17 protein-coding genes are annotated in these 22,779 nt (G+C 70.2%); 7 read left to right on the top strand and 10 right to left on the bottom strand.

The genetic code is table 11. The features are described 5' to 3' along the window. The first annotated feature begins 12 nt into the window (after positions 1 to 12). Positions 13 to 1,158 carry an alpha/beta fold hydrolase gene (locus tag F8O03_RS13675; RefSeq protein WP_244296284.1) on the top strand — a complete coding sequence of 382 codons (1,146 nt, stop codon included), beginning with the start codon at positions 13 to 15 and terminating at the stop codon, positions 1,156 to 1,158. Between the two features lie 77 nt (positions 1,159 to 1,235). On the opposite strand, the gene F8O03_RS13670 is transcribed toward F8O03_RS13675, so the two are convergent. Then, on the bottom strand, positions 1,236 to 1,877 hold the full coding sequence (locus tag F8O03_RS13670) for a TetR/AcrR family transcriptional regulator (RefSeq protein WP_151424336.1): 642 nt from the start codon (positions 1,875 to 1,877) through the stop codon (positions 1,236 to 1,238). A gap of 136 nt (positions 1,878 to 2,013) precedes the next feature. Between F8O03_RS13670 and F8O03_RS13665 the strand changes: the two genes are divergently transcribed. Continuing rightward, positions 2,014 to 4,581: an MMPL family transporter gene (locus F8O03_RS13665; RefSeq protein ID WP_151424335.1), complete on the top strand. Its 2,568-nt coding sequence runs from the start codon at positions 2,014 to 2,016 to the stop codon at positions 4,579 to 4,581. 183 nt (positions 4,582 to 4,764) lie between these two features. On the opposite strand, the gene F8O03_RS13660 is transcribed toward F8O03_RS13665, so the two are convergent. Continuing rightward, positions 4,765 to 5,424, bottom strand: a complete 660-nt coding sequence (locus F8O03_RS13660; protein ID WP_244296283.1) for a dihydrofolate reductase family protein — start codon at positions 5,422 to 5,424, stop codon at positions 4,765 to 4,767. Between the two features lie 250 nt (positions 5,425 to 5,674). Next, positions 5,675 to 8,257, bottom strand: a complete 2,583-nt coding sequence (locus F8O03_RS18110; RefSeq protein WP_167516581.1) for an HNH endonuclease signature motif containing protein — start codon at positions 8,255 to 8,257, stop codon at positions 5,675 to 5,677. Between the two features lie 267 nt (positions 8,258 to 8,524). Between F8O03_RS18110 and F8O03_RS13650 the strand changes: the two genes are divergently transcribed. Next, positions 8,525 to 9,193: a hypothetical protein gene (locus tag F8O03_RS13650; RefSeq protein WP_151424334.1), complete on the top strand. Its 669-nt coding sequence runs from the start codon at positions 8,525 to 8,527 to the stop codon at positions 9,191 to 9,193. 114 nt (positions 9,194 to 9,307) lie between these two features. Here the strand turns inward: F8O03_RS13650 and F8O03_RS13645 are convergent, their stop codons facing one another. The 3 genes from F8O03_RS13645 to F8O03_RS13635 are packed head-to-tail and all read right to left on the bottom strand — an operon-like array spanning position 9,308 to position 12,586. Then, positions 9,308 to 10,597, bottom strand: coding sequence for an ABC transporter permease (locus tag F8O03_RS13645; protein WP_151424333.1), 1,290 nt, complete (start codon positions 10,595 to 10,597; stop codon positions 9,308 to 9,310). Further along, entirely contained in the window at positions 10,594 to 11,514 is a 921-nt protein-coding gene (locus F8O03_RS13640) for an ABC transporter ATP-binding protein (RefSeq protein WP_151424332.1), read from the bottom strand. Before F8O03_RS13640 ends, F8O03_RS13645 begins: the two co-directional genes overlap by 4 nt. Position 11,515: 1 nt before the next feature. After that, positions 11,516 to 12,586, bottom strand: a complete 1,071-nt coding sequence (locus tag F8O03_RS13635) for an efflux RND transporter periplasmic adaptor subunit (protein ID WP_167516580.1) — start codon at positions 12,584 to 12,586, stop codon at positions 11,516 to 11,518. Positions 12,587 to 12,732: 146 nt separating this feature from the next. Here F8O03_RS13635 and F8O03_RS13630 point away from each other — a divergent pair, with 146 nt between their 5' ends. Then, positions 12,733 to 13,626 carry a hypothetical protein gene (locus tag F8O03_RS13630; RefSeq protein WP_151424330.1) on the top strand — a complete coding sequence of 298 codons (894 nt, stop codon included), beginning with the start codon at positions 12,733 to 12,735 and terminating at the stop codon, positions 13,624 to 13,626. A 217-nt stretch (positions 13,627 to 13,843) separates the two neighbouring features. On the opposite strand, the gene purT is transcribed toward F8O03_RS13630, so the two are convergent. From purT to F8O03_RS13615, 3 genes are all read right to left on the bottom strand, one after another. Then, positions 13,844 to 15,052, bottom strand: coding sequence for a formate-dependent phosphoribosylglycinamide formyltransferase (gene purT / locus F8O03_RS13625; RefSeq protein ID WP_151424329.1), 1,209 nt, complete (start codon positions 15,050 to 15,052; stop codon positions 13,844 to 13,846). 67 nt (positions 15,053 to 15,119) lie between these two features. After that, positions 15,120 to 17,015: an ABC transporter ATP-binding protein gene (locus F8O03_RS13620; protein ID WP_151424328.1), complete on the bottom strand. Its 1,896-nt coding sequence runs from the start codon at positions 17,013 to 17,015 to the stop codon at positions 15,120 to 15,122. Next, on the bottom strand, positions 17,012 to 18,817 hold the full coding sequence (locus F8O03_RS13615; RefSeq protein WP_151424327.1) for an ABC transporter transmembrane domain-containing protein: 1,806 nt from the start codon (positions 18,815 to 18,817) through the stop codon (positions 17,012 to 17,014). Before F8O03_RS13615 ends, F8O03_RS13620 begins: the two co-directional genes overlap by 4 nt. An 85-nt stretch (positions 18,818 to 18,902) precedes the next feature. Here F8O03_RS13615 and F8O03_RS13610 point away from each other — a divergent pair, with 85 nt between their 5' ends. Further along, positions 18,903 to 19,688 carry a helix-turn-helix transcriptional regulator gene (locus F8O03_RS13610; protein ID WP_151424326.1) on the top strand — a complete coding sequence of 262 codons (786 nt, stop codon included), beginning with the start codon at positions 18,903 to 18,905 and terminating at the stop codon, positions 19,686 to 19,688. 67 nt (positions 19,689 to 19,755) lie between these two features. On the opposite strand, the gene F8O03_RS13605 is transcribed toward F8O03_RS13610, so the two are convergent. Beyond that, on the bottom strand, positions 19,756 to 20,574 hold the full coding sequence (locus F8O03_RS13605; RefSeq protein ID WP_151424325.1) for a hypothetical protein: 819 nt from the start codon (positions 20,572 to 20,574) through the stop codon (positions 19,756 to 19,758). A 159-nt stretch (positions 20,575 to 20,733) separates the two neighbouring features. Here F8O03_RS13605 and F8O03_RS13600 point away from each other — a divergent pair, with 159 nt between their 5' ends. Continuing rightward, positions 20,734 to 21,852: an ABC transporter substrate-binding protein gene (locus tag F8O03_RS13600; RefSeq protein ID WP_167516579.1), complete on the top strand. Its 1,119-nt coding sequence runs from the start codon at positions 20,734 to 20,736 to the stop codon at positions 21,850 to 21,852. After that, positions 21,849 to 22,778 (top strand): siderophore-interacting protein, encoded by a 930-nt coding sequence (locus F8O03_RS13595; protein WP_151424323.1) that lies wholly within the window; start codon positions 21,849 to 21,851, stop codon positions 22,776 to 22,778. Before F8O03_RS13600 ends, F8O03_RS13595 begins: the two co-directional genes overlap by 4 nt. Position 22,779: the final 1 nt, after the last annotated feature.

The raw sequence follows: 22,779 nt of genomic DNA, 5'->3' as shown, positions 1-22,779 counted from the left end.
ACAGTTGGTGCCGTGTCTCCCGCTTCCCGACCGGCCTCCGCCGCTGACCTCGCAGGCCAGCGCGTCCAGGTTCGGTACATCCGCCACGGGGAAGTCCGGGCGCGGGTCTCGACGATCGGCGCCGATGGGGATCGCGCGTTCGTGCTCGTCGCGGGCATCGGGGTCGCGTCGAACTACTACGAGAACCTCGCACCTGGGCTCGGGGAGTTCGGGCCGGTGCACGCCCTCGACCTGCCCGGTTTCGCGGGGGTCCCGTACCCGAAGCGGCCCATGAGCATCCAGCGCTACGCCGCTGTGGTCGGCACCGTCATCGACGAGCTGGGGCTGGTCGACCCTGTCCTCGTCGGCCACTCGATGGGAACGCAGGTGGTGGCCGAGCTCGCCTCGCAGCGCCCCGAGCTGAGCACGCTGGTGCTCATCGGCCCCGTCACGAACCCGCGAGAGCGGTCGCTCCCGAAGCTGGCGTTCCGGTTCCTCGAGTCGTCGGCGCACGAGCCGTTCCGCGTCGCGATGCTCGCCGTCGGCGCCTACCTGCTGTGCGGGTTCCGCTGGTTCTCCGCCGTGCTGCCTCGCATGATGCGGTACCGGATCGAGGATGTGCTGCCCCGCATCCAAGCGCACACGCTCGTCATCAGGGGCGAGCACGACTCGCTGGTGCCGCGGTCCTGGCTGCGCGAGATGGCCGGGCTGCTCCCTCGAGCATCCACGTGGGAGATCGAGGGCGCCGCGCACTCCGTCATGTACGACCACGCGAAGGGCGTCGCCGAGCTCTGCGTTGACCACGCGCGGGAGCCCTTCGACACGCGAAGCGCGGAGGGTGCCGGCCAGGATCTCGCCGCAGACGCCGCAGCCGGCAAGCTCGTGCAGGTCGCCGACGAGGAAGCCCGCAACCGCAAGGTCCACGTCACGCCCCGACTGGTGTTGCAGGTGCTGCGCTCGCGGTGGAACGAGTTCTTCGCGAGTGCCGCCAACCGTCCGCGGGACATCGCCGAGGCGAAGACGGAGCACTTCCAAGCGCAGGTCGAAGCCTTCCGCGGAGCCGGAGCGGAACCTGACGGCGCCGGCGCAGAAGCCGGCGCAGAATGCGGCGCAGAATCCGGTGCAGAAGCCGGTGGGGGAAGCCAGGCGGAGGAACGAGGGAGTCAGGACCGCGCGTGATGCGTGGGGGCGACGCCTGCTGAGCGACGCGTCAGCTGCTGCCGGTCGGGCAGCGCGGGCCAGTCAGCGGCTGGCTCTCAGCCCTTCGCCTGAGCCGGTCCGAGCACGGCATCGAGGAGCCGCTGGATGCTGTCATCGCTTGATTCGGTGCGGCTCAGTGCGCGGAGGAGGAGCGCGCCGACGATGGCCTCACCGATCTCCTCGAGCCGCGCATCCGCTGCCAGCTGGCCATCGGCGATCGCGATCTCGAACCGTTCGGTGAGGGAGCGGCTCGCGCCGAGGCTCTCGTGCAAGCGCCTGCCGATGTCGGCGTTCTCGACGGATGCGGCGATCAGCGAACGGACGAGGAGCTCGCCCTGCGGCTGTCCGAGGAGCGCGAGAATGGCGCTGAGCCAGGCAGTGAGGTCGTGGCGCAGCTCGCCCGAGTTCGGCACCGTGAAGCGGTTCGGGAAGAGCTGTCCCTGCAGGAGGCAGTCGGAGACGAGGGCTCCCTTGGAAGGCCACCAGCGGTAGATGGTCTGCTTCGAGACGCCGGCCTCTGCCGCGACGCCCTCCATCGTGAGGCGCTCGTAGCCGCGCTCGGCGAACAGCTTCGAGGTGGCCTCGAGCACCGCGACCCTGGCGGCTTCGCTGCGCACCGGGCCCTGTCGGTGGGCGGAAGCGGCGCGCTCGTCGACGCCTGGGGCTTGCTCTGAGACGTCTGCGGCTTGCTCTGGCATGCCCGCCATCATATTCACAAACTGCGTAGACGAGACGTTGCGTATGATCTAGGGCGGCGCTCCCTCAGGCGGACGGTTTGGGCTCGAGCGCCGCCACGAACGAGCGCGCACGATCTCGTGCGCCGAGAGGATGCTGATGGCCGAACTGCTGTACCGCCTGGGGAACTTCGCGACCCGCCGAGTGTGGGTGGTCGTGGGGGCCTGGCTGGTCATCCTGGGGCTCGCCGTAGGTGGGTTCCTGATCGGGTTCAAGGGCCTCACGTCGAGCTTCGACGTGCCAGGCACCGCATCCGGCGAGGTCATCTCGGATCTCGAGGAGCAGCTGCCCGACTTCGCGGGCGCGTCCGGCACCGTCGTCTATTCGACGGCGGACGGGTCGGCGCTCACTGATGCGCAGCGCGCGGAGATCAGCGCGGTCATCGCGGATCGCGGCGAGCTCGCCGACGTCGCGGACGTCATCGACCCGTTCTCGGCGACCGCCGAGCTCGAGGGGCAGGCGGCGCAGGTCGAGAGCGGTCGCACGCAGATCGCTGAGGGGCAGACGCAGCTTGACGCGGGTCAGGCGCAGCTCGACGCAGGGAAGGCTCAGCTGGATGCTGCGCAGGCGCAGCTCGATGCTGCGAGGCAGCAGCTCGAGGCGGCGGGCAACCCGGCGCCGCAGGTTGAGGCCCTCGCGGGGCAGCAGGCGCAGCTGGACGCGCAGGTGCAGGCTCTCGCCGAGCAGCAGGCGACGTTGGATGCATCGCAGGCTGAGATCGACACGCAGCTGCAGCAGCTGGAGAACGGCGCGACGCTCGTCGAGCTGTCGGATGGCATCAGCCTCGTCTCGGACGACGGGTCGACGGCGATCGTGAACGTGTCGTTCACGGAGCCGCGCCTGGAGCTGAGCGAGGAAGCCAAGCAGGGCGTCATCGAGTACTTCGAGGCGCACCCCGTGGATGGCGTGAACGTGGCCTTCTCGACGGACATCGCGCAGAGCGTGCCGCAGATCTTCGGCATCGGAGAGGCGGTTGGCCTCGTGTTCGCGGCCATCGTGCTGCTGGTGCTGCTGGGGTCGGCGCTTGCCGCATCCCTCCCCATCCTCACGGCGCTTGTGGGCGTCGCGATCGGCGTCGTCAGCGTGCTCGCGTTCTCCGGGGTCGTGCAGATGGCGTCGGTCACCCCGGTTCTCGGCATCATGCTGGGGCTCGCGGTGGGCATCGACTACTCGCTGTTCATCGTGAACCGGCACCGCAAGCAGCTCATGCAGGGCATGGAGGTGCGCGAGTCGATCGGGCTCGCGAACGGCACCGCCGGCAACGCGGTGGTGTTCGCCGGTGCGACGGTCATCGTCGCCCTGCTTGCTCTCAACGTCACGGGCATCCCGTTCCTTGGTCTCATGGGCACGGCCGGGGCGGTGTGCGTGCTGATCGCGGTGCTCATCGCCGTCACGCTGACGCCTGCGCTGCTCGGCAAGCTCGGGATGCGGGTGCTGAACAAGCGTCGGCGGGCGCACATCCGCAAGCTGCACGGCTCGGGCGGCGGGGCTGGCGAGACCGGCGGCGCCGGGACTGGCAGCGTCGGGGTCGTCACTGGCCAGGTGCGTGCCGCGCACGCTGCACCGCTGAAGGCGATGCCGACGTGGCGGGCCATCGTCACGGTGTTCGCGGGAGTTGCGGTGCTGCTGACGGTCGCCATCCCCGCGCTGTCCATGAGGGTGGGGCTGCCGGATGGGTCGTCGGAGCCTGAGGAGTCGGCGTCGTATCAGGCGTTCACGATCACGGAGGAGCAGTTCGGGGCGGGCACGACTGGGCCGCTGCTCGTGACGGCGACGTTGCCGGAGGGGCTCGATGATGCGGGCGTGCTCGACAAGCAGGTGCTGGTCGCGGAGAAGCTCGCGTCGCTCGATGATGTGACGGCGGTCGCTCCGATCGGGGTGTCCGACAGCAAGACCCTCACGGCGTTCCAGGTGATTCCGGCGGAGGGGCCGAACAGCGTCTCCACGGAGCAGCTCGTGGGTGAGCTGCGCGCGCTGCCGGAGATCGAGGACGGCATCACGCTCGGCGTCGCGGGGCAGGCGGCGATCAACATCGATATCTCCGAGGGGCTCAACTCGGTGCTGCCGCTCTACATCGCCCTTGTGGTCGGGTTGTCGCTGCTCATCATGATCCTCGTGTTCCGGTCGATCCTCGTGCCGCTCATCGCGACGGGCGGGTTCATCCTGTCGCTGTTCGCGACGTACGGTGCCGTGGTTGCCGTCTTCCAGTGGGGCTGGTTCGCTGACCTCATCGGGCTGCACGCGACGGGCCCCATCCTGAGCTTCCTTCCGGTGATCCTCGTCGGCATCCTCTTCGGGCTCGCCATGGACTACCAGCTGTTCCTGGCGTCCGGGATGCGCGAAGCGTACGTGCACGGGGCCGAGGCTCGGGTCGCGGTCGTGCAGGGCTTCCGCGCCGGCCGGGCTGTCGTGATCGCGGCGGCGCTCATCATGGTGTCGGTGTTCGGCGGGTTCGTGTTCGCCGAGTCGACCATGATCCGTTCCATCGGGTTCGGGCTCGCGTTCGGTGTGCTGCTCGACGCGTTCATCGTGCGCATGCTCATCATGCCGTCGCTCATGCACCTCCTCGGCAAGTCAGCGTGGTGGTTGCCGAAGTGGCTCGACAAGATCATGCCGAACGTCGACGTCGAAGGGGCCGCGCTGGAGCGCAAGCACCCCGTGCACTAGGGCGCGGACGAAGCACGAAAGAAGTACGTCTGCGGCGAACCGCTGCCCCGACAGTCCGGGGCAGCGGTTCGCCGCAGTTGTCGTTGTCGTTGTCGTTGTGGTTGTGGTTGTAACCGTGGTCGTGGTCGTGGTCGTGGCGGGGACGGCTGTGTTCCCGTTCCCCGATACGGCGGTCGGGGCCGGTCAGCGCTCGCGGAGGGCCTCGTCCATGTCGGCCGTCTCCACGGGGCCGCCTGGGCCGTATTTGAGGAGGACGGTGCCCTTCGGGGACGCGACGGGCGGCTCGAGCAGGGTCAGCCCGAGGGGCGGTCCGTCGTGGGGGAAGAGGCGCTTCCCGGCGCCCAGCACCACCGGATAGACCCACAGATTCAGCACGTCGAAGAGGCCCTCCCGCACGAGCGTCCGTGCGAAGTCGACGCTCCCGACCACGTGGATGCTGGAGTGCCGCTCTCGGAGCGCCGCAACCTGGGTCGCCAAGTCCGGCCCCACAAGGTGTGACGTCGCCCAGGGAAGTTCTGGGTTGCCGCGCGACGCCACATACTTCGGGATGCTGTTGAAGACCGACGCGATGCTGTCGGACGGACCGTCCGCGTATCGGGGCCAGTATGCGGCGAAGATGTCGTACGTCTTCCGGCCCAGCAGCAGAGCATCCATGCTCTGGATGCCCGCGTTCACCTGGTCGCCGTCCACCTCATCGATGAGCGGCGCCTGCCAACCGCCGAACCTGAACCCACCCTCCGGGTCCTCCTCCGGGCCGCCCGGAGCCTGCTGCACCCCGTCCAGCGTCGTGAAGAGATCGATGATGATCTGACCGGTCATGGCGTCTCCCTTGATCGCACTCATGAGCTTGTTGCTTGTTGTTCTATCTCGAGCGGCTGTTCTCGGAGCCCGTCGCGGGCGGCTGCTCTCGGAGCCGGAGTCGCTTCCACGACCGCTGCTGCTCCACTGCTGCTGCTCCGGCTGTCACTCCTCCTGACGCTCCGCGGTTGTCCGCGTCGAGGTGTTTCCCGGGCGCTGACTGCCGCCACCTTGCGTCTCAATGTACGACCGCGAGACGCCCCGCCAACGGTGAACGCGGTGGGAATCCGAGAGCCTAGAAGGGTGGTGGATCGGGCGAGGATGCCGGGCCCTCCCGGCCCACGCGATCTCCGGTTCCCAGCCCGCCCTCTGGCGTGTTTCGCGCCAGGCCTTCAGGTTCGCCGTGTTGCGCCGTTGGACGGAACTCTGGCTGCCGTGACCGAGAGTCCGCCGCGTCGACGGCCGCCTTCTTCGCCGCGCGCTCGCGCCGGAACTCCTCCAGGAAACCGATCTTCGGGAAGCGCTGACGACGATCCTCGTCGCCAGCGTCGCCAGCGTCGCCAGCGTCGCCAGCGTCGCTAGGGGCGCCAGCGTCGCCAGTGTCGCGGGAGGTGCCAGTGTCGCGGGAGGCATCAGTGTCGCCAGTGCCGTGAGGGTCGTGAGGGTCGTGAGGGGCGCCAGGCTCGCCAGGGCGAGGAGGGTCGCCAGGGTTTGCGGTGCTTGCAGTATCGCCAGTATCGCCAGGCTCGCCCGTGCGCGGAGGGCGCGCAGGGCGCGGAGGGTCGCCAGGGTTTGCGGGGAGTTCGGGGCCTGCAGGGACGTCTGGCTCTCGCGGGGTTCTCGCATCTGGCGGGTTGACGGCATGCGCATTCGCGGCGGGAAGTGGCGGTGGCAAGGTGGTGAGCCTCCCTAACTGCACTGGCTCGTCCCGGAAGAGGAGTCCGGTGGGTGAGCTCCATTCGTAGATCCCATCCGGCAGCTGCTGCAGGGCCCAGTCACCGTGGTGCTTGCCCGTGTGGTCGCCCTTGCAGAGGTGGCCGAGGTTGGGGAGGCTCGTGGGCCCGCCTTCTTCCCAGGCCTTCGTGTGGTCGATCTCGCAGCGGTTCGTCGGCATCATGCAACCCACGAAGCGGCACCGACCGTCGCGAACGGCGAGCCGACGTCGCATCGCACTCGTCGGTCGGTAGCTGTCGACCTCGACAAGCGTCCCCTTGATTGGGTCGGTGAAGATGCGCTCGAACTCGGGAGCCGCGTTGATGAGACGGCGAACCTCCGCAGTCGGAACGGGGATGTAGCCGTCAAGAAGGGCCGGAGCTGAGGCCCCGCGCGGTGGCGGAGGGTCGGCAACGCCGGGCAATTCTGGCGGTGTGCCCAGCGGGCCTTCGCGGTGCGGAGGCGCCGCCGGAGCAAGGTACGTCTCGACGGGGACCACGAAGGCGATCTTTGCCTCGATGGGGTCTCGGCCCTTCATCTCCTCCGGCGTCGCCCGGAGGAAGCTGTCGCTCAATACATCGGCCCGCACCTCATCCAGCGAACGCGGTTCGGGCAGACGGCCCTCGTTCGGGTCAGCCGACTCCGGACTCGCACTCGCAGTCCCGGTCGCGTCCGCAGTCTCATCCGCGTCCGCGTCCGCAGTCTCATCCGCGCCCGCGCCCGCGCCCGCAGTCGCGCCCGCGACGGCGGACGCCTCCGCACCCGTCTCCGCGCCCCCGGTCTGGCTCTCGAGGTCGTCCGCAGGAAGACCGGAACCGCCCAGCCGCCCAGCAGGATCACCGGCGTTGGACTCGAGATTGCCCGCCGCGTGACCGGAGCCCGCCGCGTGACCGGAGCCCGCACCGTGACCGGAGTCGGCAGCGAGCCCAGTGTTCGCACCGTGACCGGAGTCGGCACCGTGACCGGAGTCGGCAGCGAGCCCAGTGTTCGCCGCGTGACCAGAGACCGCAGCGCGATCAGAGTCGGCACGCTCCTTGGCTGCCCGTCGCTCGGCGTCGCTGATGACCCGCGCCTGCCTCGTCGCGCGGTCGAACACAAGCCTGAGCTTCGCGTAGGAGTCGACGATCGAGAGCTCGCCGAGCCCGTCTTCGAGCTGCGCAAGCGTGACCCTCCGTGTGCGGCTGGCCCGCTCGAAGCGCTCATCCAGCGACTCCTCCGTCAGCTCCTCGGCAGCGCGCTCCGCAAGCGCCCTGATGCGGCCAGGAGTCGTCGACCCTGCCTTCTCGAGCACCACTCTGCAGAACTCCTCCCTGCGGCGCTCGAGTTCAACCGGATCGGGATGCGCGATGCGCAGGCCGGCGTCGACGATCACGAGCGCGTGCGCCCGGCTGATCGCTCCGGCCTCCAACGCACCCTGAACGGGCTCGAAGACCTTGGCGATCGCATACGCCCGACCGAACTCGATCTGCACCGACCGCTGCGACCTGCCGGACGCGGCCCCGATCTCGCCCGCAAGCGACCGAACCTCGAGCGCCGGGCTCGACGTGCCAGCGAGCTCATCGCCACGGAGGCCCATCTCGAGCGCCTGAGTGTGCAGCTCGGCCTGCTCGCCGTGCAGCCTGTTGAGCTGCCGCTGGTTGTCGGCGAGCGCGGAGATCAGCAGGGCGCGGCGTGGGCCGGACGAGCGGTCTTCGGCGTCTTGGCAAGCCCCGTCGACCACGGCGGGTTCGACACCAAGACGCGCCGCGAGGCGGTCGCGCACCTCCCGGATCCTGACGGAACGAGCGGGCACCGCCTCCTGCGGAGCCTCATCGCAGGCCTCGCCGACGATGGTGAGGTCGACGCCGAGGCGAGCCGCCAGGTGGTCGCGCACCTCGCCCGCCGTCGCGGAACGACCGAGCACCGCTGCCTGCGGCGCCGTGTTGTCGACCGGTTCGTTCTGCATGCCTCCATCGTCTCCCGGACCACCGACATTCTGTGTTTCGGGCATCACTTCTTGACCATGGGCGCCACTTTTCTGAGGGAAACGGTGACAGGCGGGTCCCCCCATCACCCGACGAACCCCATTCACGGGGGTATCGCTCGGAAGGGGCAGACAGTGGACCGCCGCGAGCGCACCGCACCCGCGTGAGCTGAGCATCCATCCGCGAGAGCCCAGCACCCACCCGCCTGAACACAGCATCCATTCCCGCGCCCCGGCTAGCGTGGCCGCATGACTTCACCACTCGCAGCCCCGACGCTCGAGATCCAGCGCACGCTGTGGGTGTGGTGCGGCGTCTACGTGTCGGCCTGGGTCAGCGGCCTGCTGGTCGGTGCCCCCGACGTCGCCCCCAGCGACAGCTCCGCCACCATCGCCGCGGCCTACGCCACCTCGCCGAGCGTGCTCGTCAACGCGGCACTCGTGCACGGACTCGCCGCCGTCGCCCTCTACGGGATGTCGACCCTGCTCGGCAGCGAGCGGATGCGCAGCGCCACCCGCGGCGCGGGCCTGGCAACGCTTGTGCTCTCGCTCATCCAGCTGGCCGGCGAAGCGCTCCTCACGTTCGGGCTCGCATCCGACGGCGCAGCAGGCGTGATCGGGCTCGACTCCGGCCAGATCTGGGCGGCCATCCAGGTCGTCGATGGCGTGAAGATGCTGGCGCTCGCAGCCCTCGTACTGATCGTGCTGATGGGCCAGAGTCGGCGCGTGCTCTGGGCGACGCTTGTCAGCGGTGCGACCGTCCTCGCCCTGCTCGCATCCGCCGCCGGCTACCTGACGCTGAGCGCACCCCTCATGGCCGCCGCCTACGTCGCGCTGCCGCTGCTCCTGATCTGGGCCGTCGTCGCCGCCCTTCGCTTCGGCACGCCGATCGCCGCGCCCGAGGCCGCGCCAGCCAGCTAACCGCCGCGCCCGAGGCCGCGCCAGCCGATCAACCGACCCGCCGGTCGCCGTGCAGCCCAGCGAGCCGCCGCGACCCCGGCCCCCCCGGACCCCGCCGGACCCCGCGCGACGCCCCTACGACCTGATCGCGTCGATCACGTTGCTGCGGGTCGCGATGACGGCGGGGATGAACCCCGCGAGAAGGCCGACGCCGACACTGACGACGATGCCGAGCACCGCAGCATCCACTGGGAACGGCACCGAATCGGTGAGTCCGAGCCCACCCGTGATCGCCTCCTGGACAAGCGGATTCTGCAGCAGCACGATCGCGCATCCGATCCCCACGACGCCAGCGAGCAGCGTCCCCACGACACTCTCCAGCAGGATCGAGAAGAACACGCGCCCCCCGGTTGCTCCGAACGAGCGACGGATGCCGATCTCCCGCACCCGCTGCTTGACCGTCACGATGGACAGGTTCACGAACCCGATCGTGCCGACCAGCAGCACGATGCCGCCGACGGCCGTCACCAGGATCTGCACCGCCAGGAACGGATCGTCGCCCCACGCCAGGTAGTCCATGCGCTGCGCTTCGACCGCCCCGCCGTCACCGAGCGCCGCCTTCAGGTCCCGAACGATCTGGCTCGACAGCTGCTCGTGGTTCTCAAGGGGCAGCCACAGCTCGTACGTGGGGAACGTCGCGGAGTCGCCCTCCGAGCCAGCAGCCAACGGGTCGGTGAAGACTCCACTCATCATGCCGCCACCGCCCATCATCCCGCCGCCCGAGCTGGCGCCGAGCAGGTGCTGCGCGTCACTCAGAACGTAGAGCTGCTCCGGGTAGTCCGGGTAGATGTTCGCGGAGACACCGACCACGACGGCCGTGGTCGGCGCCGACCCTGCGACCTTGAGCGTCGGATGCTCAGCCATCGAGGGGTTGCCGAGCCGGTTCCACATGGTCTCGTTGATGACGACCGCTGGCGCGAGACGGTCGGCGTCGCTGGCCGTGAGCCAGGACCCGTCGAGCAGCTTCACCCGGTGCATCTCGCCGTACGCCGGATCGACGATCATCGACTCGACCTCGGCGACGCCGTCAAGGAACTGGATGCGCGTCGCCCCGTACCCGGACGTCGACTGGTAGGTGATCCCATACCGTTCGATGGCGGCGGCATACGCCGCCTCGTAGGCCTCCACCTTGTCGTCGGTGGCCTCGCTCGACACCATCAGCTGGTAGCTCGCGGGTCGGCCGCTCGAGCGCTCGGATATCTCGATTGACGACTGCCGCGTGATCGACCCGAGCCCCGTGACGGCGACGATCGCGAACACGGCGATCCCGATGCCGACGAGTGCCAGCGTCACGCGCACCCGGTGCACCCGCAGCTCATCCCAGGCCTCGATGAACGCGCCGGCAACCTGCGTCAACCAGCTCATGCGCTCGCGCCTTCCGCAGGAGTCGCTTCCGTCGTCCCGGCCCTCGCCCCGGCCGTCGTCCCGGCCGCGGACCGAGTGCCGGTCTCGGTCTCAGCTCTCAGTGAGGGAGCGGTCGAGGGCGCGTCGAGCTCCAGCTCCAGGTCCAGGTCTAGGTCCAGTTCCAGGTCTGTCGTCGTGCGCCTGTCCGAATGCAGGCCCGTGCCCGGATGTGCGACGGCATCCGTACCCCCGCCAGCGCTCGACGGGACCAGCACGCCCGCGTCGAGCCGCAGCATCCGGTCGGCTCTCGCCGCGACACTCTCGTCGTGGGTGATGGTGACCAGCGCTGCCCCGGTCTCCTTCGAGATGTCGGCGAGCAGCGTCATGACGCGCGCGCCCGTCTCGACGTCGAGCGCCCCGGTGGGCTCATCGGCGAGGATCACCCTCGGCCGGCGCACGATGGCGCGCGCGATCGCGACGCGTTGCTGCTCACCGCCGGAGAGGCGCGTGGGCAGCGAGTCGAGGCGATGATCGAGCCCCACATCGGTGAGCGCCTCCCTGGCGAGCGCGTCTCGCCGCCAGAACGAGCGATCGCGGGCGTAGAGCAGCGGCATGGCGACGTTCTCCGTCGCCGTGCGCCCCTCGAGCAGATTGAACTGCTGGAACACGAAGCCGATCTGGGCGCCGCGCATCCGGTCACGCGCCCGCAGCCGCAGCGCGGCGGTCGGCTTGCCGTCGAAGAGCAGCTCGCCGCTCGTCGGCGCGTCCAGGAGCCCGAGGATGTTCAGCAGCGTCGACTTGCCCGACCCCGAACGGCCCACGATGGAGAGGTGCTCGCCCTCTTCGATCCGCAGGTTCACGCCGCGCAGGATGTGCAGCTCGCTGTCATCGGCGGCCCGCACCGACTTCGAGATGTCGCGGAGCTCGATGAACGCCACCTCAGCCGCCCAGCATTCCGCACACCTCTGTGCCGCTCATCGGGTCGATGAAGCAGTCCTCCGGTGCCGCCTGGTCGGCGCCGGGCACGAACTCGAGCACGATGTCGGTCTCGGAGACGCCCTCAGCGATCTGCACGAGGGTCCCGTCGGTGAGGCCCAGCTTCACCTCGCGTTCCTCGATGCTGCCGTCGGCACCCTGCACGAACACGACACCCGTCTCTGCCTGGCCCTTCACGGCTGTGATGGGCAGGGTGAGCACGTTCTCCGCCACCCCGCCGTGCAGCACGACGTTCGCCTCGAGGCCGGGGAAGACGGTCACCTCGGCAGGAACACGGCACGTGACGGTCGTCGTGTCCGTCGTCTCGGCCGCACCGGATGCGCCGGTCGGGTCCCCCGCGGCGCTGCTGCTCTTCGCCGCGGCACCAGACGCGATGCGAAGCTCGGTGCACGTGAACGGTGCAGGGCCGGCCGTGATCGTGACCTGCGCATCCGTCGGCGTCGTCGCGAGACGGTACAGCTGGGCAGGTGGGATCGTGCCCTTCACGACGAAGCTCGCCGGCGTGATCGCGACCGGCGCCTCTCCGACGGACACCTGCTGCTCAGCGATGAGGTTGAGCTTCGTGATCGTGCCCGACGTCGGCGCCACGATCTCGTTCCATTCGTACTCCGGCTCGGCGGCCGGCGCTGGCTGAGCCTCGCCGCTCGCATCCGGTGCCGTCGGGGCCACGGCGGGCGGCGTCTTCTCGTTGCGGATCGACGCGAGCACGTCACCCGCCTCGACCCGCCCGCCCTGCGTCGCGTAGACGGCGTCGACCGTGCCCATCATGGGCACCTTCGCTTCAACGGCAGGTGACTCCTGCACGTTCGCGGTCAAGGTGACGTCGTTCGTGATGGTGCCGAGGACGGGGCTGATCATGGGCTCGACGATCTCACCGGTCGGCACGGCGGCGGACTCTTCCGGTGCGGAGCTGAAGAAGGCGATCTTGACGAGCGCGACGGCGATCACGGCCACCAGGAGGATCTTGATTCCCGGCCAGATCCAGGACTTCCATACGCGCACGCCGAGCTCCATTCTGTCCGCATCGTAGGACCGCGACGACATCTGCGGGTTACGCCGGCCTGATGCGGAAGCCGACCCCGCGCACAAGGTAGCAGGGGCCGACGACACTGGGCGCGCCCGTCCTGGACCCGGGTACTCGCCCCCTGCCACAATGAGACGTGACCACTTCAACGCCTGACCTCGGCCTCCTCCTCGACGTCGACGGCCCCATCGCGAGCCCAGTGACCCGCACCGTCGCGATCCAGAGCATCCTCGATGACCTCGTCACGCTCGCCGCCGCGGGCGTTCCCATCGCGTTCATCACGGGCCGCTCCGAGGAGTTCATTCGCGAGCGAGTCATCGAGCCGCTGTTCGAGAACGGGCTCGCCGACGCGCTGCAGCAGCCGGGCGCGCGCATGTTCGGCGTGTACGAGAAGGGTGGAACCTGGTCGGCGATTTCACCCGAAGGGATGAGCGAGCTCCACATCGACGAGTCGGTCGTGCCGCCCGCCGCCTACGTCGCCGCGATCCGCGAGCTGGGCGAGGGGGAGTTCAGCGACGTCCTCTTCTTCGACGAGACCAAGAAGGCCATGATCTCGGTCGAGCAGCGCACCGACGTCAGCTCTGAGGCCTACCTCGAACGGCAGAAGGCCTTCGACGACGCCGCGTTCGAGCTTGCCGCGCAGCAGGGCATCGGCATGCGCCACGGCGACCGGGAGGCTCCGGATGCGCGGGGCCTCGTCCCGTTCCGCATCGACCCCACGATCATCTCGACCGACATCGAGTCGGTGAAGCTCGACAAGGATCACGGCGCCCGCCGCGCCCTCGCCGAGTTCAAGGCCGCCGGCCCGCTGCCGAAGCGGTGGCGCTCGGTCGGCGACTCGCGCAGCGACTACAAGATGGCCGACGAGCTGCACGCCAGCGGGTACGACGCCGCGCACGTCGACGTTCGCCCCGCCGACGGGATCCTCGAGAAGGACTATGAGGTCGTCACGTTCGGCGACCTCATCCACGACGATGCCGGCGCCGCGTTCCTCCGCGAATGCGTGCGCGAGCTCGGGCTGGAGGGGTAGCGCGGGCGCAGACCTGCGAGAAATGCAGGTTCGCTCCGCGGGGAACACGCATTTCCCGGAGGTCTGTGCCTGGGGCGGCGCGCAGCTCGGCATCATCGCCGGCGCCGTCCTGCTCCAGTTGATCCTCCGGCGCACGGGCGCCGCGCGGTCCCGCGCACGCTGACCCCAGGCTTGCGCGCCCAGCCCGACGCCTCCCGCCAGTGCGGGTCCGCTCTCCTCAGCCCAGCGTGATGCGCAGCGCCGCCGCGGCCTCGCGCGCCCGCTCCCGCGCTTCGTCGACGTCGGCGCCGCGCGCGAGCGCGACGGCGACCCGGCGCTTGCCCGCGACGTTCGGCTTTCCGAAGAGCCGCACCTGCGACGTCGGGACGGCGAGCGCAGCATCCACACCCTCGACGACCGGCACCCCGGTGCCCTCAGCGAGCACGGCGCAGGACGCGGCGGCCGGCTCCCCGGACCCTGCCCCGATGCGCAGCGGCTCCGACACCGGAAGCCCGAGGACCGCGCGGGCGTGCAGCGCGAACTCCGACACGTCCTGCGAGACGAGCGTCACGAGGCCCGTGTCATGCGGCCGCGGCGACACCTCCGAGAAGAGCACGTCATCGCCGACGATGAACAGCTCGACCCCGAACAGCCCGTAGCCGCCCAGGGCGTCCGTCACCGTCTTCGCCACGACTCTCGCCTTCTCGAGGGCGGCCTCGGGCAACGCGGCCGGCTGCCACGACTCGCGGTAGTCGCCGTCGACCTGGGTGTGCCCGACCGGCTCGCAGAACACCGTGCCACCGACGTGGCGCACCGTGAGCAGCGTGATCTCGGAGTCGAAGGGCACGAAACCCTCGACGATGACCCTGCCGCGGCCCGTGCGTCCGCCCTCCTGCGCGTACTCCCACGACGCCTGGATGTCGTCGGGCTCCCGGATCACCGACTGGCCCTTCCCCGACGAGGACATGACCGGCTTCACGACGCACGGCAGACCGACGGCTTCGACGGCCGCCGCGAACTCCGCGAACGTGTCCGCGAAACGGTACGGCGACGTCGCGAGGTGGAGCTCCTCGGCGGCCAGCCTGCGGATACCCTCGCGGTCCATCGTGAGCTGCGTCGCCCGCGCCGTCGGCACGACGCGGGTGAGCCCCTCCGCCTCGATCTCGGCGAGCACCTGCGTCGCGATCGCCTCCACCTCTGGGATCACGATGTCCGGATGCTCGAGCGCCAGCACGGCGCGCAGCGCCACCGGGTCGAGCATGTCGACGACGTGACTGCGGTGCGCGACCTGCATGGCGGGAGCGTTCGCGTACCGGTCGACCGCGATGACCTCGACGCCGAGGCGCTGCAGCTCGATCGCGACCTCCTTGCCGAGTTCGCCTGCGCCGAGCAGCAGCGCGCGCGTCGAAGCCGAGGTGAGCGGGGTGCCGAGGGTGCCATCCGTCATGCACGCATTCTCCCACCCCCGTGTTTCCGGCGGGCGCGTCGCGCTCCCTCGCGCGCGAGGCGAGGGCCTAGCCGGCCGGGGAGGCGCTCTGCCAGGCGGCCCACAGGCGGGCGTATTCACCGCCACGGCGAACCAGTTCGTCGTGAGCACCCAGCTCGACGACCTTCCCGGCCCGGAGGACCACGATCCTGTCGGCGACGCGCGCCTGCGACAGGCGGTGCGCGACGACGACCGAGGTGCGGCCGCTGGCCGCCACCGTGAGGGCGGCATCGAGGCCGAGCGGGTCGTCGCCCCCGCCCTCCGCGGTCGCCTCGTCGAGCACCAGGATCGCGGGCTTGCGCAACAGCACCCGGGCGAGTGCGAGCTGCTGGGCGGCGGCGCCGTCGAGCGCGAGGCCGGATGCGCCCACCCGGGTCTCGAGGCCGTCTTCGAGCTCGAGCAGCCACTCGGCCCCGACCTCGCGCACCGCGTCCGCGAGCTGTTCACCGCTCGCCGCGGGCGCCCCGAAGCGCAGATTCTCGGCGATCGTCGCTGCGAACACGTGGATCTCCTGCGTGACGAGCATCACGCTCGCGTCGCGCTCGCGGTCCGCCGCGGTCCGCCCATCCACGAGCACCGAGCCGCCCGTCGGGTCGAACGCCCCGACGATGAGCTGCGCGAGCGTGCTCTTGCCCGACCCGCTCTCGCCGACGAGCGCCACGCGCTCACCCGGCGCGACAGTCAGGGTGACGTCGGAGAGCTGCATCCGCTCGCCGTCGTAGCTGAAATCGACCGCGTCGACTGCAATGGCGGGCATCGCCGACGGCCCAGACTGCGTTTCTGGCAGCACCTCGACGGGGGCTGCAGGCGCCACGTCACCCTGACGGTCGCTCACGCGGTGCCGGCCGGCCCCGACGACCCCCACGAGCCTCGCGAGGCCGACACCGGCGAGCTGCAGCTCGTCGATGCTCGACAGCAGCGACCCGATGGGGCCGAAGAGCGCGAGGAAGTAGAGGGCGGCAGCGGTTGCACCGCCGACCGAGACAGCACCCGCCTGCACGAGCCAGAAGCTGACGATCAGGATCGCCGCGACGCCCAGGTACTCGCCCGCGTTCAGGCGCCCGAAGAACGTCGTGCGGATGCGCGCCGCCTCGTACTGGAGGTCGATCGAGCGGAGGCTGCGCGCATCCACCTCGGCGAGCTGATGCGCTTGGCGGCGGTGGGCGCGGATCGTGTCGGCCCCGCTGACGCCCTCGATGATGACCTGTCCGCGCTCGGCCTCGGCGACCCGCATCTCCGCGTACACGGGGCGGGACCGACGGATGAAGGACCGCGTCGCGAGCACCTGAACGGGCACGGCCACCAGTGCGGCGAGCCCGAGCCACGGGTTGATCGCGGCGATCCCAGCCAGCGACAGCACGATCATGAACGACGACTGCGTGACCGCCGGCAGCACACCCGAGGCGGCCTCGGTCACGGACTCGACGTCGCCGGTCACGCGCGACACGATGTCCGAAGAGTCGGAGCTCTCGGCCTGGCTCGCGCGCATCGCGAGCACGACGCCCATGGCGTCCTCGCGGAGGGAGCTCACCAGCTCCTGCACCAGAGCGACGAGCAGGCGGATGCCCGCGTAGGCCAGCAGCGCGGAGACCGCCGTGACGAGGAGCAGCAGCACGCCCGGTGTGACGAGCGCGGCCACGCCGGCGCCTCCCGTGACGAGGTCGACGAGCCACCCCAGGAGGCGCGGAACGAGCAGCGTGGACGAGGACCCGCCGAGGAGCAGCAGCACGATGGCCGCGATCCGGGTCCGGGATGCGCGCAGCAGAGCGGCGACGGTGTGCGCCGTTTCGCGGCCCGTCGCGATGGGCAGGAGGGCAGGCGCGGGCGCGGGCGCGGGTTGGGGCGCGGCGGTCAGGTCTGGCGAGTCGGGCCCGGCGGACGCGTCGCGCGTTTCGTTCGGCGTGGTCGGGTTCAGCGGCGTCATCGGCGTGCCAGCTCCTCATCGGTGCTGGTGCGCTCGTCGGCGATGGGTGGGGAGTCGGATGCGGCGCCCCCTGCGCAGCCCGCGGCGACGCCAACCTCGACGACCCGGTCGCAGGCCGCGAGCAGCAGTGGGCTGCGGGTGACGAGCAGCGTGGTGACCGGATGCGTGCGGAGCGACTCGGCGACGCGCGCCTCGGTCGCCGGGTCGAGGGCGGAGGCGGGCTCGTCGAGCACCAGCACGCGAGCGTCACTCGCGAAGGCGCGCGCGAGCAGGACGCGCTGGCGCTGCCCGCCCGAGAGGCGACGGCCGCGTTCGCCGAGCTGCCGGTCCCATCCGAGCGCGGAGACCTCCGTGAGCGCCGCCCGTTCGGCAGCCGTTTCCCGGCGCGTGCCGGAGTTCGTCGGACGCGTGCCCGCCACCCCCGTCGCGAGAGTCCCCGCCCCCGTCCCTGTCCCTCGCTCCGCCGCTTCTGTCACTTCCTCCGCTTCAAGAAGGAGGTTCTCCTCGAGCGTCGCAGAGAAGACGATGGCGTCGTGGGGTGGCGCGAAGACGAGGCGCCGGTAGGCGTCGGGGCCGATCGTGCGCGCATCCAGGCCAGTGACCGTCACCTCGCCCGCCTCGAGCGGGACCCGGAACGCGAGCGTGGCCGCGAGGGCCCGCGCCGACGCCGGCGTCGAGGGCCTGATGCCGACGAGCGAGCCCGGGGCCACGTCGATGAGGCTCCCGTCCGGTGCCCGCCAGGAGAACGACGCGGGGGAGTCGGCGCTCGCGCGCACCGCATCCACGAGCCCCGCGCCGCCGGAGTGCGTGTCCTCGATCGGCACGGCGTGCTCCTCTCCGAGCACCGCGACGACTCGGACCGCCGACGCCCGCTTGTGCAGCCAGTTGGAGGCGAAGGTGCCCACGTGCGCGAGCGAGCCCTGCAGGTACTGGCCGAGTCCGACGACGGCGACGAGCTCGCCGAGCGTGATCTGCCCCAGCGAGGCGAGTGCCGCCGCCGAGAACGCGAGGACCGCCAGGAACGCACCGGACGCGACACCGCTGACCGCGAGGTACCGCTGGATGCCGCGGTTCGCGGCGATCGCGCCGGTCTTCGCCTCCGCGCTCGCGTCCAGGTAGCGGCGGGTGGCCTCCGGCTGTGCGCGGATGCCGCGGATGATGCGGAGCCCCGCGACGAGGTCAGTCGCGACGTCGCTGGCGGCGCTCGCCGATGCCTGCTCTCGGGCCCCTCTCGCTTCGATGGGCTTGGACGCCGCGTGCATGCCCACGAGGATCAGCAGCGACGCGACGAGCACCCCGATGCCGAGCGGCACCGAGATGGCGAGCAGCGCGGCGGACGATACGAGGATCGCCGCCGCGCTCGCCCCCTGCTGCACAACCGACCACGAGACGCCCGCGACTCGGTAGCTGTCGGAGGTCGTGATCTGCAGCAGCTCACCCGGGCTGCGGCGACTCGTGACCCCGTTGGGGTGCAGGACCCGCGTCAGCAGCGACCGCCGGAGCTCCAGCTCGCCGTGCCCGTAGATGCGCACCATGAGCCTCGCCGCCCACCGGTAGGAGAAGGAGAGGACGAGGAAGTTCGCGAGCAGCACGCCGAGCCACAGCGTGAGCTGGACGGCGTCGTCGGTGACGATGGCGCGGTCGATGATGACGCCGACGAGAACCGGCACCAGGGCCTCGGCAGCTTCATGGGCGACGTAGCCGAGCGTCGCGAGCGTGAGCCGCCAGCTGCGTCCCGACGCGAACAGCGCGTCTCGCATGACGGATGCGGGGGTCGGGGCCTTGGGGTTCTCACGGGGCATCCGTCGATAGTAAGGTTCACCTAAGTCCAGCTAGCGATACGTTCGGCCAACTTCTGTTGCGTTCCGGACAACCAGGAGATCCACCGTGTTCCAGGCGCTCGAATTCAGCCAAGGGCCTGCGACCGTCGAGGTCAGGCCCGTTGGCATCCCCGCACCGTTCCTCCTCACGACGGCCGTGCTCACCGGCCCGAACCTCGGGGACCGGGAGCCGCACGTGCATCCCGAGGGCATGATCATGTGGCCGTCGCGCGGCAGTGTCGTGGTGCTCGTCGAAGGCGCCCTGCGCACGCTCGCCGTCGGGCAGGGCATCTGGGTGCCGCCCTTCACACCGCACACGATGGAGGTCGACGCCTCGTCGACCGGATGCTGCACCTACTTCACGAGCGACGTCGCCCCGGACTGGCCCTCGGTCGGCACCGTGCAGCTGGGCGCCGCCTTCCGCGAGCTGCTGCTGCACCTCGCCGAGTCGCCCATGCAGACCGACCAGCGCCTGCGGGCGCAGACGGTCGTCATCGAACTGCTGCCAGAGGCGACGAGCTACGTCGAGACAGTTCCCGTCCCCCGCGACGAGCGCCTCGCCCCGCTCGTGCGCCGCGTGCTGAACGACCCAGCTGACGATCGTGGCGTCGAGGCGTGGGCGTGGCAGCTGTCGCTGAGCGTCCGAACGATCGCCCGCATCTTCGCGGCCGAGGTCGGCATGACCTTCTCGCACTGGCGCACCATGGTGCGCATGGCCGCGGCCGCGCGGATGCTCGCCGACGACGTCCCCGTCGGCACCGTCGCGGGCCGCGTCGGGTACGCCACGACGAGCGCGTTCAGCGCCGCCTTCCGTCGCGCCATGGGGTCGAAGCCCAGCGACTGGCGGCCGTAGCAGCGCGACCAGCAAGAATCAGGCGTCAGGCGTCAGGCGTCAGGCGTCAGGCGTCACGCGTCGGCTGTCATTCGTCGGCGTCAGGCGCGCGACGCTCGGGGCCAGGCAGGAAGTGCATCTGCTCGAAGCGCCCGTACTTGACGACGAGAGCCTCGACGAGGTCGCGCTGGTCCTCGTCGTCGATGCGGATCTGCGTGTGCCCGTTGTAGAGCAGCAGGTCGTGGGCGTTGGAGAAGATGAGCCGCTCCCAGCGGCTCGACCAGAGTCGTCGCCCGCGCTCGTCGAACGCGACGATGTCGTCGTCGGTGAGGGTCATCATGGCGACACCGTCGCTGCCACGCACGATCAGGCCGACCGGGAACTCGGTCTTCTCGTACTCCTCGAAGTACACGTTGAAGCCCACGAGGGCGAGCGGATACACCGAGCGCAGCTCCCGAGAGACGCGGGAGACGCGCATCTGCCGCACCTCCGGGATCTTCTCGGCGGCATCGACCGAAGGGGTGTCCCCGCCGGCATCTGCGCCCGAGGGGTTGGTGTCGGCGTTGGCCTCGGCGTCTTCCGCCTCGCTGCGGCCGCTGTTGTCAGCGCTGTCCGCGACTGGCTTCGGCGCGACCGGGTCCGACGCCACCGGGACGGCGACGATGCTGCCGGGCGTGTGGCTCTCGCGCCAGAGCTCCCAGAGGCGCTGCTCGCTCGCCGGGAACGAGCCTGTGGATGTGGCGTAGGGCTGATCCTTGCCGATGACGCGGTGCGTGTACTGCCAGACCGGCAGGCGGCGCGGACGGGGGCGGATGCTGAGGTCGCCGAACACCACGATCGTGGCGATCGCGATCACGGCGAGCACGAAGATGACGAGCAGCCCCCCGACCAGCTCACCTTGATTCACTCTCGAAGCGTAGCGCGGCGCGCGGGCGGCCCGTCGCCAGACGCGGTGGCAGGAATGCGATGCCGAGTGACCGCGGAGCGATACGCCACCTCCGTAGGCTCGGTGTGTTCTGAGGTAACCCTTACTTCTCGCGTCTGCACTCTGTCGAATGGAGCCACCTTGACCTCGACTGTCACCCGCCGCTCGTCCGCCCCGCCCCGACCTTCGACGCACCGTTCCGCGCGCCGTCGCTGGACCGGGGCTCTCGCCGCCGCCACCGTCGGGGTGCTCGCGCTCGCGGGATGCGCATCCGGTGACACCGCGACAGCCGACGGAGTGATGGCGACGCCCGCGGAGGAGGGTGCCCTGCCCGTGACGATGACCCACGCCTTCGGCGAGACGACGATCACGGAGGCCCCCGAGCGCGTCGTGACCGTCGGCTGGGCGACGCAGGATGTCGTCGCCGCCTTCGGGACCGTCCCCGTCGGGATTCCCGAGACGTGGGGTGGCGACGAGGAGGGCTACTCGCCGTGGTTCCGCGCCGAGGTCGAGGAGCTGGGCGGCACGATGCCCGAGATCCTCAACTACAGCGACGCCGGGGACCTCGACTTCGAGCAGGTGCTCGCCCTCGAACCCGATGTCATCCTCGCCCCGCACTCCGGCCTCACGGAGGTCGAGTACAACCGCCTCACCGAGATCGCCCCCACCGTCGCGTACCCCGAGAAGGCGTGGGCTTCCGAGTCGTGGCAGTCGCTCGTCGAGATCGTCGGGGACAGCCTCGGGCAGCCCGCGAAGGCCGACGAGATCATCGCGGAGACCCAAGGGCAGCTCGACGCCGTGAAGGAGGAGAACCCGCAGTTCGCGGACACGACCTTCGCGTACGGCCTCACCCTCAGCGATGGCGGGACGGAGGCCGGTATCTACATTCCGACCGACCTTCGTGTGCAGTTCCTCACCGACCTCGGCCTCCAGAACACGCCAGCGATGGACACCGTGCTCGGCACCGTCGAGGGCGACAACTGGTACGGCGCGGTCAGCCTCGAAGAGCTCGACACCATCCCCGCCGACCTCTTCGTCGCCTGGTCCAACAGCCCTGAGGAGCTCGAGTACACGCTGAACCACCCCACGTTCAAGCTGTGGGAGCCCATCGCCACGGGCCACTACCTGTTCCTCGAGAGCGAGCCGCTCGCCATGGCCACCAACGCGCCGACACCCCTCTCCATCCCGTGGGCCCTCGACGAGTTCGTCCCCATGCTCAACTCGGCGATCGACGGCAACGGAGTAGGCGGCGCAGAATGACCTCCCTCGACACAACCGGAACCGGGACGAGCGACTACGTCGAGCGCATCCACCGTGCGGTCGTGACGGGCGTGAAGCAGCTCGGACCCGGGATGATCCGCGTCACGCTCGGCGGCGACGACCTGCACGACTACCCCACGACGGGCGTCGGCGACGAGTACGTGCGCCTCTTCTTCCCCGACGAGGCGCACCTCGAGCCGCGCCTGCCGTTCGTCTCCGGCCGCGGCTGGGACTACGAGGAGGGTGTCGAACCGTCGCAGATGCGCACCTACACGATCCGCGACCACCGTCCGGGCGAGGTCGACATCGACTTCGTCGTCCACGAGGGCGGCATCGCGAGCACGTGGGTGCTCGGTGCGAAGCCGGGGTACGTGCTCGGCATCAACCCGCCGCGCGACCTCTACGCGCTGCCAGCGGGCGTGACGAAGCAGATGCTCATCTGCGACGAGCCCGCCCTCCCAGCGGCCCTGCGGGTGGCGGAGCTGACGCCGGACGTGGAGACGGAGATCGTCTGCGAGATCCGGGATGCGGGCTACGAGCTGTTCCCGTCCACAGACCTCAAGGCGGCGAACTGGGTGCGCGGTTCCGGCAACGGGCACCGCCCGAGCCGCCTGGTCGAGACCGTCAAGCGCCTCGACATCCCGAACGACGGCAGCGTCTACGTGTGGGTGGCCGGTGAGACCCGCGTCACGCGCGAGGTGCGCAGCCACCTGCGTCACACGCTTGGCCTGCCCGGCTCCGCGTACAAGGTCGTCGGCTACTGGACCTACGAGGTCGAGGCCTGGTCGGCGAAGTGGGAGGCGCTCGACGAGTCCGTCAGGCAGCAGATCATGGACCTCTACGCTGAGCCGGAAGACGGCGAGCAGGTCGACGAGGAAGCGCGCATCGACGAGGTCTTCCGCATCTACGCCTCGGTCGGGCTCTAAC

The sequence above is a fragment of the Pseudoclavibacter terrae genome (assembly GCF_008831075.1).
Taxonomy (GTDB): domain Bacteria; phylum Actinomycetota; class Actinomycetes; order Actinomycetales; family Microbacteriaceae; genus Pseudoclavibacter; species Pseudoclavibacter terrae.
The sequence above is the reverse complement of the archived record's forward strand: the minus strand, read 5'-3'. Positions and strand labels throughout refer to the sequence as shown.

Coding starts and splice junctions, on each gene's coding strand:
- F8O03_RS13635 (WP_167516580.1), bottom strand. CDS start 12,586: ATGGAGCTCGGCGTGCGCGTATGGAAGTCCTGGATCTGGCCGGGAATC.
- F8O03_RS18110 (WP_167516581.1), bottom strand. CDS start 8,257: ATGCAGAACGAACCGGTCGACAACACGGCGCCGCAGGCAGCGGTGCTC.
- F8O03_RS13615 (WP_151424327.1), bottom strand. CDS start 18,817: ATGCCCCGTGAGAACCCCAAGGCCCCGACCCCCGCATCCGTCATGCGA.
- F8O03_RS13650 (WP_151424334.1), top strand. CDS start 8,525: ATGACTTCACCACTCGCAGCCCCGACGCTCGAGATCCAGCGCACGCTG.
- F8O03_RS13595 (WP_151424323.1), top strand. CDS start 21,849: ATGACCTCCCTCGACACAACCGGAACCGGGACGAGCGACTACGTCGAG.
- F8O03_RS13620 (WP_151424328.1), bottom strand. CDS start 17,015: ATGACGCCGCTGAACCCGACCACGCCGAACGAAACGCGCGACGCGTCC.
- F8O03_RS13660 (WP_244296283.1), bottom strand. CDS start 5,424: ATGAGTGCGATCAAGGGAGACGCCATGACCGGTCAGATCATCATCGAT.
- F8O03_RS13670 (WP_151424336.1), bottom strand. CDS start 1,877: ATGCCAGAGCAAGCCGCAGACGTCTCAGAGCAAGCCCCAGGCGTCGAC.
- F8O03_RS13665 (WP_151424335.1), top strand. CDS start 2,014: ATGGCCGAACTGCTGTACCGCCTGGGGAACTTCGCGACCCGCCGAGTG.
- F8O03_RS13645 (WP_151424333.1), bottom strand. CDS start 10,597: ATGAGCTGGTTGACGCAGGTTGCCGGCGCGTTCATCGAGGCCTGGGAT.
- purT (WP_151424329.1), bottom strand. CDS start 15,052: ATGACGGATGGCACCCTCGGCACCCCGCTCACCTCGGCTTCGACGCGC.